Consider the following 13,774-nt stretch of genomic DNA (forward strand, 5'->3'; position numbering starts at 1 on the left):
GTCCGATCCGGCCCGGTCCCCCGGCGGCTCACCGTCCGATCCGGCCCGCGGCGATCACCACCCTGGCCAGCTCGGGGTGGCAGATGTCGCTGTGCGCACCTGTCGGCGGGCCACCGCGCCGCACCACCGACGCCGTGTCCACGCTCACGCACCCCGACCCGGGCAGGCCGCGGCTCAGCGCCGCCTCCAGCGTCAGGGCGGGGGACCCGGGCACCGCCTGGATGCCGTCGAAACCCACGGCGCCCCAGCGGGTGCCCACGCCCAGCACGCTCGTCGCGTCGCCCGCCAGGCGCGAGGCGAGCGGGTAGATCACCCCGAGCGCCGTGTCATGGCGGGAATGGCAGGCCACCACCGGTCCGTCGACCCGGTGCTGCATTCCCTGCAACGCGCCGCCACCCCGCATCCCGTGGGGCAGCCGGGTGGCGAAGGCGTAGTGCGAGAAGGCGCCCTGGAGGAGCGTCACCGACTTCACGTTCCGGACCCCGTCGGGCAGGCCCCGCAGCGCGAACGCCATCAGCCGCGCTCCCTGGCTGTGGCCCACCAGATGGATCCGCAGGGCCGGCGAGGAGCGGGCGAGCCGTCCGAGCAGCGGGCCCAGACCCACCTGCCCCACCAGGCCGGACCGGCGCTTCATCGCCCAGTAGGCCGCCTGGCGCAGCACCTCCTTGGCGCCCCGCCACAGCCGCCTCAGCCCGCCGCCCAGGGACACCCGCATGCCCGTCCCGGCCAGGGCGTCGGTGAACATCCGGCACACCGCGACGGTGTCCTCGGAGAGGAACGCCGGCCCGTCGTCCGGTGCCGGCCCGTCGTCCGGTGCGGGCCCGTCCGTGTCCGCCGCGAACGAGGCGGGAACCCCGCCGGCCTCGCCGCCCCCGCCGACCAGCTCCCGCACCAGCCGGCCGAACTCGTCGAACGCGGCCTGCTCCTCCGGCTGTTCCGCCAGCAGACCGGCCAGCCGCTCCAGCACCGCCTCCCGCCCGGGGAACAGCTCCCGCAGCCCGCGCAGGGACTCCTCGTCCAGCTCGGGCCCCGGTTCGGGACCGGACACCGCGCCCGCGTGTCCGTAGTCGGGGACGGGCTCGTCCGCGAACCTCATGGCGGGCCACACCACCCCGGCGTAACCGAGCCGCACGCCCGGCGCGCTGCCCACCGCCTGGGGGAACGGCGCGAAGAAGCGGCCGTACAACCGGGTGGACGCGGACGGCGAGCTGTTCCACCCGTGGGCGAACATCACCAGGTCCGTGACGTCCAGCCGCGCCAGCGCGTCCCGCTGCGCGGTGTTCACATCGCCGTCCTTGTCGAAGGTGATCTCCCGGTACGGCTCCACCGTCATCGAGGTCATGGCCCGTCCCTCCGCTCCGAGGTCGCTGCTCGCACAGCATCCCGCCGGCGGGGAGGGACGGAAAGGCCCATGGCGCGGGTACGTCACGACGGTCCGGCCCGCCCGGCCCGGCGGCCCGCGGCGGCACGGGGCTCAGTGGTACGCCAGGTACTTCCGCCGCGTCGTCCGGAAAGCGGCGAGCCCGCTCTGCCAGGCGCCCACCACCTCGTCCGTCCCCGCCCCCGCGTCGATCAGCGTGCGGACCCTCGTCGACCCGGTGAGCTTGTCGATCCAGTTGTCCGCCCGCCAGGCGAAGCCGCTCCAGCTCTGCCTGGCCGTCACCAGCAGACCCACACCGGTGCGCACGGGGTCGAAGGAGGTCCGGTCGTGGACGTGGAGCTGGACCCCGCCGATGGTCTTCCCCTGGAACTTGGAGAACGTCGGTGCGAAGTACGCCTCCCGGAAGCGGACGCCCGGCAGCTCCAGCGCGTTCGCCGCCTCGGCCCACCGCCGGTCGACGCCCTCCGCCCCCAGCAGCTCGAAGGGCCGGGTCGTGCCCCGCCCCTCCGAGAGGTTGGTCCCCTCGAACAGGCAGGTCCCGGCGTACACCAGCGCGGTGTCGGGCGTCGGCATGTTGGGGCTCGGCGGCACCCACGGCAGGCCCGTCGCGTCGAAGAAGTCCTCGCGCCGCCACCCGGACATCGTCACCGTCACCAGGTCCACCGGGTCGGCCAGGAACTCCCCGTTGAACAGCCGGGCCAGCTCGGCCACCGTCATCCCGTGCGCCTGCGCGATCGGCTCGCGCCCGACGAACGTCGCGAACGCCCGGTCGAGCACCGGCCCGGTGGCCGCCCGGCCCGTCACGGGGTTCGGCCGGTCCAGCACCATCAGACGTTTCCCCGCCAGCGCGGCCGCCACCATGCAGTCGTACAGCGTCCAGACGTAGGTGTAGAAGCGCGCGCCCACGTCCTGGATGTCGAAGACGATCGTGTCCGCCCCCGACGCGGTGAAGACGTCCGCCAGCGCCTGACCGCTCTTCAGGTACGTGTCGTAGACCGGCAGTCCGGTCGCCGGATCGTCGTACCTGCCCTCCGAGCCGCCCGCCTGGGCCGTGCCCCGGAAGCCGTGCTCGGGTCCGAACACCGCCACGAGGTCGACCCGCTCGTCGGCGTGCATGACGTCCACGATGTGGCGCACGCCGGCGGTGACCCCGGTCGGGTTGGTGACCACGCCGACCCGCCGGCCGGACAGGGACGCGTAGCCGTCGGCGGCCAGCCGGTCGAAGCCGGTCCGCACCCGGCGGGCTCCCCGGCCCCGGGCGGCGGCCGGCGCGGCCGTCACGGCCGCCGTCCCCGCGACACCGCCGGCGGCCAGCAGGCCCCGTCTGGACAGGCTCATCGCATACCTCCGTGATCGCTCCCGATGGGTACGGCCTCGCACGCTAGCGCGGTCGGGCGCCACGCGGAACGAGGCGGGCGGGGCAGCGGGCCCCGGGGGCCTTTCCTTCTCACATACCGACTGGTTAGTCTGCGGGGGCAGTCACGACGGAGAGGCGGGTCTCGATGAATACGGTGCAGGGCGCCGGCGTTGTCGTCACGGGCGCGGGCGGTGGCATAGGCGCCGCGCTCGCCCGCAGGTTCGCGGCGGAGGGCGCGCGGGTCGTGGTCAACGACATCGACCCCGGGCGCACCAAGGCCGTCGCCGACGAGATCGGCGCCACCGCCGTACCGGGCGACGCCTCGGCCATCGTGGACGAGGCCCGCGAGGCGCTCGGCGGCACCGTCGACGTCTACTGCGCCAACGCCGGTCTCGCCTCGCCCGGCGACGCCTTCGCCGACGAGCAGGTGTGGGCCGCCGCCTGGGACGTCAACGTCATGGCCCACGTACGCGCCGCCCGGGCGCTGCTGCCCGACTGGCTGGAGCGCGGCAGCGGCCGGTTCGTCTCCACCGTCTCGGCGGCCGGCCTGCTCACCATGGTCGGCGCCGCCCCGTACAGCGTCTCGAAGCACGGCGCGTACGCCTTCGCCGAATGGCTCTCGCTCACCTACCGCCACCGGGGGGTCAAGGTCCACGCGATCTGCCCCCAGGGCGTCCGCACGGACATGCTCACCGCGGCCGGCTCGGCGGGCGAACTCGTCCTGGCCCCCACCGCCATCGAGCCCGAGGACGTCGTCGACGCGCTCTTCGAGGGCATCGCGGCCGGCCGCTTCCTCATCCTGCCGCACCCCGAGGTCGCCGGGTACTACCGGGCCAGGGCCACCGATCCCGAACGGTGGCTGAACAGCATGAGCCACATCCAGCGGAAGTGGGAAGGGGAGGACAAGTGACTTCGATCTACGCGGCCAGGCCCTGGCTCGCACAGCTGACCGACGCCCAGCGGGCACCCGTCCGGCCGGCCGAGACCGTGCTGTACGCCTTCCGGGCGGCCGCCGCCCGGGCCGGAGAGCACACCGCCCTCGCCTACTTCGACGGACGCCTGACCTACCGCGAGGCCGACACGCTCTCCGACTCGGTGGCCGGACACCTCGTCGAGCGGGGTGTCCGCCGGGGCGACCGGGTCGCCCTCATGCTCCAGAACACCCCCCACTTCGTCCTCGCGCTGCTCGGCGCCTGGAAGGCGGGCGCGACGGTCGTCCCGCTCAACCCGATGTACAAGTCGGGAGAGGTCGAGCACGTCCTCAAGGACTCCGGCGCGATCGCGCTGATCTGTTCGGACCGCGCCTGGGAGGCGTACCTGCGCGAGACGGCCGACGTCTGCGCCGTGACCATCGCCCTCACCGCCTGCGAACGGGACCTCCAGACCCGCGACGACGCGCGCGTCCTCGGCTTCGAACGGCTGGCGAAGCCCGCCGCCGCCGACGACCTCGTCACCGTCGCCCGGGCGGGGCACAAGGCCCCCGAGGGACGCGACCCCGCCGCCGACGACGTTGCCCTGATCAGCTACACGTCCGGCACGAGCGGCACTCCCAAGGGGGCCATGAACCTCCACCGCGGCATCGTCTACAACGCGGAGCGCCAGCGCACCGGCCACCCCATCGCCGAGGGCGCCGCCTACTTCGCGCTCGCGCCGCTCTTCCACATCACCGGCATGGTGTGCGAGCTGGCCACCTGCTTCGCCAACGCGGGCACCCTGGTCCTCGCCTACCGCTTCGAGGCGGGCGTCGTGCTCGACGCGTTCGCCGAGCACCGGCCCGCGTACACGGTCGGCCCCTCCACCGCCTTCATGGCCCTGGCGGCCCATCCCGACGCCACCCCGGACCACTTCGCGTCCTTCCAGGTGATCTCCTCTGGCGGCGCCCCGGTGCCCCCGGCCCTGGTCGAGCGGTTCCGCGCGGGCTTCGGTCCCTACATCCGCAACGGCTACGGCCTCACCGAGTGCACCGCCCCCTGCGCCGCCGTACCACCCCAGCACGAGGCCCCGGTCGACCCGGTCTCGGGCACCCTGTCGGTCGGCCTCCCCGGCCCCGAGACCATCGTCCGGATCCTGGACGAGGAGGGCCGGGAGGTGCCGTTCGGCGAGCAGGGCGAGATCGCCGTCCGCGGTCCCCAGGTCGTGCCCGGCTACTGGAACATGCCGGAGGCCACCGCCGACGCCTTCCCCGACGGGGAACTGCGCACGGGGGACGTCGGCTTCATGGACGAGAACGGCTGGCTCTACGTCGTCGACCGCAAGAAGGACATGATCAACGCGTCCGGGTTCAAGGTCTGGCCGCGCGAGGTCGAGGACGTGCTCTACACCCACCCGGCCGTCCGGGAGGCCGCCGTCGTCGGTGTCCCCGACAGCTACCGCGGGGAGACGGTCAAGGCGTACATCAGCCTGCGCCCGGGCACCTCCGCCGGGCCGGACGAGATCTCGGCGTACTGCCGGGAGCGGCTCGCGGCGTACAAATATCCCCGTGAGGTCGAGATCCTGCCCGAGCTGCCCAAGACGACAAGTGGGAAGATCCTCAGGCGGGAACTGCGTTACCCCGCGTAAGAGCGAGTGACGAGCGGACACACACGGGAGAGGTGGCGGCACATGGCCAGGACGACGGACGGGAGCGGCATCCCCGTCCCACAGAGGCTGCTGGCCGCCGCCACCCGGCTCTTCGCCGAGCAGGGCTACGACCGCACCTCGGTCCAGGAGATCGTGGAGGCGGCGGGCGTCACCAAGGGCGCCCTCTACCACTACTTCGGCTCCAAGGAGGACCTCCTCCAGGAGGTGTACGCCCGTGTGCTGCGGCTCCAGCAGGAGCGCCTCGACGCCTTCGCGGACGCCGACGCCCCCGTGGAGCAGCGCCTGCGCGACGCGGCGGCGGACGTGGTCGTCACCACCATCGACAACCTCGACGACGCGTCGATCTTCTTCCGCTCCATGCACCACCTGAGCCCGGAGAAGAACAAGCAGGTGCGCTCGGAGCGGCGTCGCTACCACGAGCGGTTCCGGGCGCTGATCGAGGAGGGCCAGCGCAGCGGCGTCTTCTCCTCGGCCACCCCCGCCGATCTGGTGGTGGACTACCACTTCGGCTCGATCCACCACCTGTCCACCTGGTACCGCCCGGACGGCCCCCTCACACCGCAGCAGCTGGCCGAGCGGCTGGCCGACCTGCTGCTGAGGGCGCTGCGCCCCTGAGGCGACGGCCGCGCGCATGCCGGTGACGGGTGCCGCGCGTGCGTGCCGCCGGCGGCACGCGGCACACGCCCGCCGCCCGTGCCCGCCGCCGACGCCGGTGTATACGCCTCACGGCGGGTACACACCACCGGCGTCCGGCCGCGCCGCCCGACGGTGCGGTGGGTACGCCGCCCACGGCCGCGCGCACCCACCGCTCGCGCCTATGCGTACTGCTTGATCTCGCGCCGTGCCAGCGAGCGCTGGTGCACCTCGTCCGGACCGTCGGCCAGCTTCAGCGTCCGGGCCGCGGCCCACAGTTCGGCCAGCGGGAAGTCCTGGCTCACCCCGCCCGCCCCGTGCAGCTGAACGGCCTTGTCGATGATGTCCACCACCGCGCGCGGCGTGGCGATCTTGATGGCCTGGATCTCGGTGTGCGCGCCCCGGTTGCCCACCGTGTCCATCAGCCACGCGGTCTTCAGCACCAGCAGCCGCAGCTGCTCGACGGAGACCCGGGCGTCCGCGATCCAGTTGTGCACGACGCCCTGCTGGGCGAGCGGCTTGCCGAAGGCGGTACGGGACACGGCCCTGCGGCACATCAGCTCGATCGCCCGCTCGGCCATGCCGATCAGCCGCATGCAGTGGTGGATGCGCCCCGGCCCCAGCCGGGCCTGGGCGATGGCGAAGCCGCCGCCCTCCTCGCCGACCAGGTTCGCGGCGGGCACCCGCACGTCGTCGAAGAACACCTCGGCGTGACCGCCGTGGTAGTGGTCCTCGTAGCCGTACACCTGCATCGCCCGCCGGACGTCGAGTCCCGGCGTGTCCCTGGGCACCAGGATCATCGACTGCTGGCGGCGGATGTCCTCGCCGTCCGGGTCGGTCTTGCCCATCACGATGAAGATCCTGCAGTCCGGGTTCATCGCCCCGGAGATGTACCACTTGCGGCCGTTGATCACATAGTCGTCACCGTCCCGCACGATGCGGGTCTCGATGTTCGTCGCGTCCGACGAGGCCACCTCCGGCTCGGTCATCGCGAACGCCGAGCGGATCTCCCCGGCGAGCAGCGGCTCCAGCCACTGCTTCTTCTGCCGCTCGTCGCCGAACTGGGCCAGCACCTCCATGTTGCCGGTGTCCGGCGCCGCGCAGTTCAGCGCGGTGGGCGCCAGCTGGGGCGAGCGGCCGGTGATCTCCGCGAGCGGCGCGTACTGCAGGTTGGTGAGCCCGGCGCCGTGCTCCTCGTCGGGCAGGAACAGGTTCCACAGCCCCTGCCGGCGTGCCTCCGCCTTGAGCTCCTCCACGACGGCCGGGGTGTCCCAGGGCGACGCGAGCCCGGTCCGCTGTTCGTGCGCGACCGCCTCGGCCGGATACACGTGCTCGTCCATGAAGGCGAGCAGCCTCGCCCGCAGCTCCTCGGTGCGCGCGTCGAATGCGAAGTCCATGGGTTCTCAGCCTTCCTGGAGGGTGGTGAGGCCGTGCTCGATGAAGACCGGGACGAGTTCGCCGATCCGGTCGAAGCCGGCGCCGACGGTCTGTCCGAGGGTGTAGCGGTAGTGGATGCCCTCCAGGATCACGGCGAGCTTGAACCAGGCGAACGCCGTGTACCAGGAGATGGCCGAGGTGTCGCGCCCGGAGCGGGCCGCGTACCGCTCGATCAGCTCGGCGGGGGCGGGGTGGCCGGGGGCGGTCGCGGTCGTGCTGATCGGGGAGCCCGGGATCTCCAGCTTGGCGCTGTACATCACCAGCAGTCCGAGGTCGGTGAGCGGGTCGCCGAGCGTGGACATCTCCCAGTCCAGCACGGCCTTGAGCCGGTCGTCGTCGCCGATCAGGACGTTGTCGAGGCGGTAGTCGCCGTGGACGACGGTGGGGGCGGGGGAGGCGGGCAGCGCGCGGCCGAGCGCGGCGTGCAGCTCGTCGATGCCCGCGAGCTCCCGGTTGCGGGAGGCGTCCAGCTGCTTGCCCCAGCGGCGCAGCTGGCGGTCCAGGAACCCCTCGGGCCGCCCGAAGTCGCCCAGGCCCACCGCGTCGGGGTCCACGGCGTGCAGGTCGACGAGCGTGTCGACCAGACCGAGGACCACGCCCCGGGTCCGTTCCGGGCCCAGGGGGGCGAGCTGCCCGGCGGTGCGGTACGGCGTGCCCGCCACGAACTCCATGACGTAGAACGGCGATCCCAGCACCGACTCGTCCTCGCACAACAGCACCGGCTCGGGCACCGGTACCGCCGTGGGGTGCAGGGCGCTGATCACCCGGTGCTCGCGCCTCATGTCGTGCGCGGTGGCCAGGACATGGCCGAGGGGCGGGCGGCGCACCACCCACCGGCCGGTGCCGTCGGTGACGACGTAGGTGAGGTTCGACCGGCCGCCTTCGATGAGCCGGGCGCTGAGCGGTCCGCCCACCAGTCCGGGCCGTTCGCGGTCGAGATAGCCGCGCAACTGCTCCGGGTCGAGACCTGGCGGCTGGGCTGAGCTCATCGTGCGCACCTCCGGGGGCGACAGGGTCGTTGTACCGAGCATGATGCCGACCAGTCGGTATGCCGTCCAGTGGTGCGGCCGGAATCAGACGTCGCACCTCTGGTCTTCCGATCGGATCTGTGAATACAGTTCATGTATGCATACCGCGCTGACGATCGACGACGTCCGGCTCACCCCGGTCCTCATTGCCGATCCGCCCCTGCTCAACACCCAGGGCGTGCACCAGCCGTACACCCCCCGCCTCATCGTGGAGGTGGTCACCCACGGCGGCGTGACCGGAGTGGGGGAGACCTACGGAGACGCCAAGTACCTTGAACTGGCCCACCCCCTCGCCGAAGCGCTCCCCGGCCGATCGATCACGGACGTGAACGGCCTCTTCGGTCTGGCCGAGCAGGTGTGCGGCGACTCACGCGCCGCCGAGGACAGCGTCGACGCGGGTGGGCTGCGCGGTGTGCAGACCGCCGACAAGCTGCGCCTCTCGGTCGTCTCGGGCTTCGAGGTCGCCTGTCTGGACGCCCTCGGCAAGACCCTCGGCCTGCCCGTGCACGCCCTGCTGGGCGGCAAGGTCCGCGACGCGGTCGACTACAGCGCCTATCTCTTCTACCGCTGGGCCGAGCACCCCGCCGGAGGGGAGAAGGACGACTGGGGGGCCGCCCTGGACCCGGCGGGGATCGTCGCCCAGGCCCGGCGCCTCGCCGACGCGTACGGCTTCGGCTCCTTCAAGCTCAAGGGCGGCGTCCTCGAACCGGACCGGGAGATCGCCGCGATACGCGCCCTGGCCGACGCCTTCCCCGGCCGGCCGCTGCGCCTGGACCCCAACGGGGCCTGGTCCGTGGAGACCTCGCTGTACGTCGCGGGACAGCTCGGCGGCGTCCTCGAATACCTGGAGGACCCGGCCGGCGGAACCGACCGTATGGCCGAGGTCTCGGCCGGTACGGACGTGCCCCTGGCCACCAACATGTGTGTGACGACCTTCGCGGAGATCGCCGAAGCCTTCGCCCGCGACGCCGTACAGGTCGTGCTCTGCGACCACCACTACTGGGGCGGCCTGCACAGGACCCGGGAGCTCGCGGCGGTCTGCCGCGCGTTCGGAGTGGGCCTGTCCATGCACTCCAACACCCACCTGGGCATCAGCCTCGCCGCCATGACGCATGTCGCGGCGACCGTCCCCAACCTCGACTACGCCTGCGACAGCCACTACCCCTGGCAGACCGAGGACGTCATCACCCGGCGCCATGAGTTCCGCGACGGCCGGCTCGCCGTCTCCGACGCGCCGGGCCTCGGCGTCGAACTCGACCACGGGCGGCTCGCGGCACTGCACCGGCGCTGGCTGGACGACGACGGTTCGATGCGCGAGCGCGACGACGCGGCGGCGATGCGGCGCTCCGACCCCGGCTGGACGACGCCGGCCACCCCCCGCTGGTAGGCGAGGGGCCGCCGCGGGTTCAGGCGTGACAGGCGACGGGAACGCCGCCGTTCATGGCCGCCATGTCCCCGAAGACGGTGAGCAGATCGAGCGGCGAGCCCTCCGGCAGCCCGTCCAGCTCGGCGTACGCCCGGTGGACGTTGGCCACCAGCCGCTCGCTCTCGCGCAGTGCGCCGAACTCGCCCGGATCCGCCGCGCGGGCCACCTCCAGCGGAGAGCGCCCGGCCGCGTGCCCGGCCCGGGCGAGTTCGGCGACGTAGAGCAGGTAGCGCTCCGTCGCGTCGTACGCCGAGGGGTCGGTGAGCGGGCCGTGTCCGGGCACCACGGTCTGCGCGTCGAGCGAGCGCAGCAGCGCCATCGCCCGCAGCGACCCGCTGAGCGAGCCGGTGGCCAGGAACGGGGTGCCGCCGTTGAAGACCAGGTCACCCGTGAAGACGACGGACTGCTCCGGCAGGTGCACGATCGTGTCGCCGACCGTATGGGCGACCCCGGGGTGGATGAGCCGGATCTCGGTGGCGCCCGCGTGCAGCGTCAGGCGCTCGCTGTAGGTCACGGCCGGCGCCGCGATGCGGATGTCGCCGAAGTCGGTCTGCGGCCAGATGAGGTGCAGCTGGCGCCCCGCGGCCAGTACCTCCCGCCGGCAGGACTCATGGCCGACGACCGTCGCCCCCGGCCCGAAGACCGCGTTGCCGTAGGTGTGGTCCCCGTGGTGGTGCGTGTTGATCACCGTACGGGGCAGCGCGGCGCCGGTCTCCAGCAGCGCCTCGCGCAGCCCCAGGGCGCGCCGCTCCGTGGCGGCGGTGTCCACGAGGACGGTGTGGTCGCCGTCGCTGATGATCCCCGCGTTGTTCACGCACCAGCCGCCGTGCGGCTGGACATAGGCGTGCACTCCGGGTGCGAGTCGAACGGTGTACGGGTCCGTGTTCGTGGCGAGCACCGGTATCCCCCCGAGTAGTGGCCGAACTGGTCAGGCAGAGCCTGCCAGTTGCGGACCGCCCGGGAGAAGGCGGGGTGCGCCCCCGGACCGTGCGGCCGGCGCTGACCGGGGGCGCCGCTGGTCCGCTCAGTGGTCGTCCCAGTGCCCGTCGTGGGCCGCGTGCCGGTGTCCGTCGTGGACGTAGTCGACGTGGTCGCCGTGGGCGATGGCGGGGTGGCCGCAGTCGTCGCCGTGCTCATGGGCGTGCCCGCTGTGGGCGATGTGCTCACCCGGCTCGCACTCGTCCCAGTGTCCCGAGTGCTCGCGGTGCAGGTGTCCGTCGTGCGCGTAGTCGACGTGGTCGCCATGGACGACGGACCGGTGTCCGCAGGCCGGGCCGTGCGCGTGGGTGTGGGCGAGGTGTTCCTGGTGGGAGACGGTCATGGCGGAACCTCTGTGTGAGGGGTCGGGGCCCTTCCAGGCTAGACCTCTTTCAACCCTTTGATCAGCTTTCATCCGCTTCTTCGGGGGTGTCGCGCGGCGCGGCGGCCCCCGGCTTGCGGGAGGGCGCGGAGCGCCGGAGGGTCGGACCATGAAGGCGATCAGCTACAGCCGCTACGGCGGCCCGGAGGTCCTGGAGTTCGGCGAGCGGCCGGACCCCAAGGTGGGACCCGACAAGGTGCTCGTCAAGGTGCGGGCCGCGGCCGTGAACCCCGTCGACTGGAAGTGCCAGGCGGGCTACCTCGACCCGGCCCTGGATGCCGTGTTCCCGGTGATCCCGGGCTGGGACGTCTCCGGAGTGGTCGTCCAGCCCGGGGTGTCGGTCACGGAGTTCGGTGTCGGCGACGAGGTCATGGGGTACGTGCGCGAGGACGTGCTGTGCCACGGCACCTTCGCGGAGTACGTCGCGGCGCCCGTCCGCACCCTCGCCCGCAAACCCCGCAATCTGGGCTTCGAGGAGTCGGCCGGCCTTCCGCTCGTCGGCCTCACCGCCTACCAGACCCTGATCAGGGCGCTCCAGGTGCGGCCGGGGGACACCGTGCTGGTGCACGCGGCGGCGGGCGCGGTCGGCGTCATGGCCGTACAGATCGCCCGCCACCTCGGCGCCCATGTCATCGGGGCGGTCCGCGAGTCGGGCCGGGAGAGGGTCAGGGAGTTCGGCGCCGAGGCGGTCGTGTACGGAGACGGGCTCGCCGACCAGGTCAGGGCGCTCGCGCCGGACGGGGTGGACGCCGTCTTCGACATCATCGGAGGCGATGTCCTCAGGGAGACGGTGGGTCTGCTGGCCCCCGAGGGCCGGCTGGCGTCCATCGCGGACGGCGAGGTCATCGGCCTGGGCGGTCACTACCTGTTCGTGCGGCCCGACGCGGCGGACCTCGCGGCCCTGGCCCGGCTCGCGGAGCAGGGCGTGGTGAGCGTGCGGGTCGCCAGGTCGTTCCCGCTGGAGCAGGCCGCCGAGGCCCAACGGGTGAACATGGCGGGCGGCGTGCACGGCAAGGTCGTCGTCACCGTCGACTGGACGGAGTAGCGCCGTCGCGGGGGGCCGAGAGGCCGGGCGGCGACCGGGGCGCCCACCGGAGCGGCGGACCGGCCGGCCGGACGGCACCGGGCCGGGCCGGGCGGGACGCTCAGATCACCACGGCCACCGCGAAGCCGGCCAGCGCGACGGTGCACACCGCCGCCAGCACCGCCGCGCGCCGCGTCATCGGGCGCGGCCGGGCCGTGCCCAGGGCCCGCATCCGGCGGTGCGCCAGTCCGAGGAACGCCAGCCACACCACCAGCGACAGCGCGGCACCCACCAGACCCGCCGCGGTGATCTCGTCGTGCACGGACTGCTTGGCCGCGAGCACAGCGGCGACGGTGCACGACAGCGTCGTACGCCGCCACGCCAGCCGGGTGCGTTCCGGCTGGAGGCCGGGGTCCCGGACCTCGGCCACGCCCGTCATCACCCCGCCCACCCGAACAGGACCACGACCACCATGGCGAGGGCCACCACACCCACCGCGACGCTCAGCAGCATCGGGAAGCGGCTCACCGGCAGATCCTCGCCGCGCCGCATGGCCAGCTCGCACCGCACCCAGTGGTTGACCGCGCGCAGCGCGCACAGCGCGCCCGCGGCCAGCAGCGCGAGCGCCATCCCCACCCGGACGCCCCAGCGCAGACCGGGCAGGAACTGATCGACCGCGAACCCGCCGCCGACGAGCGCGAGCGCGGTGCGTATCCAGGCCAGGAAGGTGCGCTCGTTGGCGAGGGAGAAGCGGTAGTCGGGGGTCTCGCCCTCGTCCCGGACCCGCTCGGGCCCGAACCACAGCCGCAGCCCCCGCACGAAGTCGCTCATACCGGACCCCGACCGGGGTGTATCCGGTGCCCGTCCCGCCGGCGGGCACCGGCCCGGCGCGCGTCCGGCCCGTCGGTGCCCGCCCGGTGGGCCCGCAGCCGTTCGTACGCCGCCGCCCCGTCCGGCACCCACCGCCACTCGCCCAGCCGTGCCTCCAGCTCCGCCTCGGGCAGGAACGCGTGCCACGCGACCTCCTCGGCCTGCGGCCGCACGGGGGCGAGGCACCGCACCTCGTAGACGCGGGACCACCACGACGACCGGACGCGCGCCCCGGCCGCCCCGGTGTCTTCGGGCTCGTAGAGGAACGTGAACAGCGGCGTGGGCCGTGGCAGACCCGCGACCCCCAGTTCCTCGCCGGCCTCGCGCAGCGCCGCGTCGTCGTAGCTCTCGCCCGCCCCGACGACCCCGCCGACGAACATGTCGTGGAGCGAGGGGAAGACCAGCTTCGTCGCGGTGCGGCGGTGCACGAAGATCCGGTCCTCCGCGTCCCGGGCGAGGACGAACACGCAGCGGTGGCGCAGCCCCCGCTCGTACACCTCGCCCCGCGGGGCCTGCCCCACCACCTCGTCGTTCTCGTCGACGACGTCGAGGATCTCGTCAGCGGCATTCATGGGCCCATGAAAGCACCGGCCGCCGGTGTCCCGCCTTCCGGGTCGCGCCCCGCCCCGCCGCCAGGGGGGACGACCGGGACGCCCGGGGCTTCGGAGGGCCAGGTCC

The 13,774-nt window shown here is 73.2% G+C and carries 14 protein-coding genes; 5 read left to right on the forward strand and 9 right to left on the reverse strand.

The window, feature by feature from the left end:
- Positions 1–28 precede the first annotated feature (28 nt).
- On the reverse strand, positions 29–1,342 hold the full coding sequence (locus tag PUR26_RS08355) for a serine-threonine protein kinase (protein ID WP_329870707.1): 1,314 nt from the start codon (positions 1,340–1,342) through the stop codon (positions 29–31).
- Between the two features lie 132 nt (positions 1,343–1,474).
- Positions 1,475–2,719 carry an exo-beta-N-acetylmuramidase NamZ family protein gene (locus PUR26_RS08360; protein ID WP_329870709.1) on the reverse strand — a complete coding sequence of 415 codons (1,245 nt, stop codon included), beginning with the start codon at positions 2,717–2,719 and terminating at the stop codon, positions 1,475–1,477.
- Between the two features lie 164 nt (positions 2,720–2,883).
- Here PUR26_RS08360 and PUR26_RS08365 point away from each other — a divergent pair, with 164 nt between their 5' ends.
- The 3 genes from PUR26_RS08365 to PUR26_RS08375 are packed head-to-tail and all read left to right on the forward strand — an operon-like array spanning position 2,884 to position 5,933.
- Positions 2,884–3,648 carry an SDR family oxidoreductase gene (locus tag PUR26_RS08365; RefSeq protein ID WP_329870711.1) on the forward strand — a complete coding sequence of 255 codons (765 nt, stop codon included), beginning with the start codon at positions 2,884–2,886 and terminating at the stop codon, positions 3,646–3,648.
- Positions 3,645–5,297, forward strand: a complete 1,653-nt coding sequence (locus tag PUR26_RS08370; RefSeq protein WP_329870713.1) for an AMP-binding protein — start codon at positions 3,645–3,647, stop codon at positions 5,295–5,297. Before PUR26_RS08365 ends, PUR26_RS08370 begins: the two co-directional genes overlap by 4 nt.
- A gap of 42 nt (positions 5,298–5,339) precedes the next feature.
- Positions 5,340–5,933, forward strand: coding sequence for a TetR/AcrR family transcriptional regulator (locus tag PUR26_RS08375; RefSeq protein WP_329870714.1), 594 nt, complete (start codon positions 5,340–5,342; stop codon positions 5,931–5,933).
- Positions 5,934–6,133: 200 nt separating this feature from the next.
- Here the strand turns inward: PUR26_RS08375 and PUR26_RS08380 are convergent, their stop codons facing one another.
- Positions 6,134–7,348 (reverse strand): acyl-CoA dehydrogenase family protein, encoded by a 1,215-nt coding sequence (locus PUR26_RS08380; protein WP_329870716.1) that lies wholly within the window; start codon positions 7,346–7,348, stop codon positions 6,134–6,136.
- A gap of 6 nt (positions 7,349–7,354) precedes the next feature.
- Entirely contained in the window at positions 7,355–8,377 is a 1,023-nt protein-coding gene (locus PUR26_RS08385; protein WP_329870717.1) for a phosphotransferase family protein, read from the reverse strand.
- Positions 8,378–8,513: 136 nt separating this feature from the next.
- Between PUR26_RS08385 and PUR26_RS08390 the strand changes: the two genes are divergently transcribed.
- A complete protein-coding gene (locus PUR26_RS08390; RefSeq protein ID WP_329870718.1) occupies positions 8,514–9,803 on the forward strand; it encodes a glucarate dehydratase family protein in 1,290 nt (429 codons plus the stop codon).
- A 19-nt stretch (positions 9,804–9,822) separates the two neighbouring features.
- Here PUR26_RS08390 and PUR26_RS08395 read toward each other — a convergent pair whose 3' ends face one another.
- Together PUR26_RS08395 and PUR26_RS08400 are read right to left on the reverse strand one after the other, a co-directional pair.
- The gene (locus tag PUR26_RS08395; protein ID WP_329870720.1) at positions 9,823–10,740 is read right to left on the reverse strand and encodes an MBL fold metallo-hydrolase; all 918 of its coding nucleotides are present in this window, start codon (positions 10,738–10,740) and stop codon (positions 9,823–9,825) included.
- 126 nt (positions 10,741–10,866) lie between these two features.
- Entirely contained in the window at positions 10,867–11,163 is a 297-nt protein-coding gene (locus tag PUR26_RS08400; protein ID WP_329870722.1) for a hypothetical protein, read from the reverse strand.
- A gap of 148 nt (positions 11,164–11,311) precedes the next feature.
- Between PUR26_RS08400 and PUR26_RS08405 the strand changes: the two genes are divergently transcribed.
- The gene (locus PUR26_RS08405) at positions 11,312–12,247 is read left to right on the forward strand and encodes an NADP-dependent oxidoreductase (protein WP_329870723.1); all 936 of its coding nucleotides are present in this window, start codon (positions 11,312–11,314) and stop codon (positions 12,245–12,247) included.
- A 100-nt stretch (positions 12,248–12,347) separates the two neighbouring features.
- Here the strand turns inward: PUR26_RS08405 and PUR26_RS08410 are convergent, their stop codons facing one another.
- From PUR26_RS08410 to PUR26_RS08420, 3 genes are read right to left on the reverse strand one after another with little or no spacing between them, the layout of a single operon-like run.
- Positions 12,348–12,665: a DUF202 domain-containing protein gene (locus PUR26_RS08410; protein WP_329870725.1), complete on the reverse strand. Its 318-nt coding sequence runs from the start codon at positions 12,663–12,665 to the stop codon at positions 12,348–12,350.
- On the reverse strand, positions 12,665–13,057 hold the full coding sequence (locus tag PUR26_RS08415) for a YidH family protein (protein ID WP_329870726.1): 393 nt from the start codon (positions 13,055–13,057) through the stop codon (positions 12,665–12,667). The genes PUR26_RS08410 and PUR26_RS08415 overlap by 1 nt, the downstream gene beginning before the upstream one ends.
- Entirely contained in the window at positions 13,054–13,668 is a 615-nt protein-coding gene (locus PUR26_RS08420; RefSeq protein ID WP_329870728.1) for an NUDIX hydrolase, read from the reverse strand. The genes PUR26_RS08415 and PUR26_RS08420 overlap by 4 nt, the downstream gene beginning before the upstream one ends.
- Between the last annotated feature and the right edge of the window lie 106 nt (positions 13,669–13,774).

Origin of the sequence: Streptomyces sp. SP18CS02, assembly GCF_036322365.1 — a bacterium.
Taxonomy (GTDB): domain Bacteria; phylum Actinomycetota; class Actinomycetes; order Streptomycetales; family Streptomycetaceae; genus Streptomyces.

Bases quoted from the DNA above. Each gene is read 5' to 3' on its own strand.
- PUR26_RS08355 (WP_329870707.1), bottom strand. From the start codon at position 1,342: ATGACCTCGATGACGGTGGAGCCGTACCGGGAGATCACCTTCGACAAG.
- PUR26_RS08360 (WP_329870709.1), bottom strand. From the start codon at position 2,719: ATGAGCCTGTCCAGACGGGGCCTGCTGGCCGCCGGCGGTGTCGCGGGG.
- PUR26_RS08365 (WP_329870711.1), top strand. From the start codon at position 2,884: ATGAATACGGTGCAGGGCGCCGGCGTTGTCGTCACGGGCGCGGGCGGT.
- PUR26_RS08375 (WP_329870714.1), top strand. From the start codon at position 5,340: ATGGCCAGGACGACGGACGGGAGCGGCATCCCCGTCCCACAGAGGCTG.
- PUR26_RS08380 (WP_329870716.1), bottom strand. From the start codon at position 7,348: ATGGACTTCGCATTCGACGCGCGCACCGAGGAGCTGCGGGCGAGGCTG.
- PUR26_RS08385 (WP_329870717.1), bottom strand. From the start codon at position 8,377: ATGAGCTCAGCCCAGCCGCCAGGTCTCGACCCGGAGCAGTTGCGCGGC.
- PUR26_RS08390 (WP_329870718.1), top strand. From the start codon at position 8,514: ATGCATACCGCGCTGACGATCGACGACGTCCGGCTCACCCCGGTCCTC.
- PUR26_RS08400 (WP_329870722.1), bottom strand. From the start codon at position 11,163: ATGACCGTCTCCCACCAGGAACACCTCGCCCACACCCACGCGCACGGC.
- PUR26_RS08405 (WP_329870723.1), top strand. From the start codon at position 11,312: ATGAAGGCGATCAGCTACAGCCGCTACGGCGGCCCGGAGGTCCTGGAG.
- PUR26_RS08410 (WP_329870725.1), bottom strand. From the start codon at position 12,665: ATGACGGGCGTGGCCGAGGTCCGGGACCCCGGCCTCCAGCCGGAACGC.
- PUR26_RS08415 (WP_329870726.1), bottom strand. From the start codon at position 13,057: ATGAGCGACTTCGTGCGGGGGCTGCGGCTGTGGTTCGGGCCCGAGCGG.
- PUR26_RS08420 (WP_329870728.1), bottom strand. From the start codon at position 13,668: ATGAATGCCGCTGACGAGATCCTCGACGTCGTCGACGAGAACGACGAG.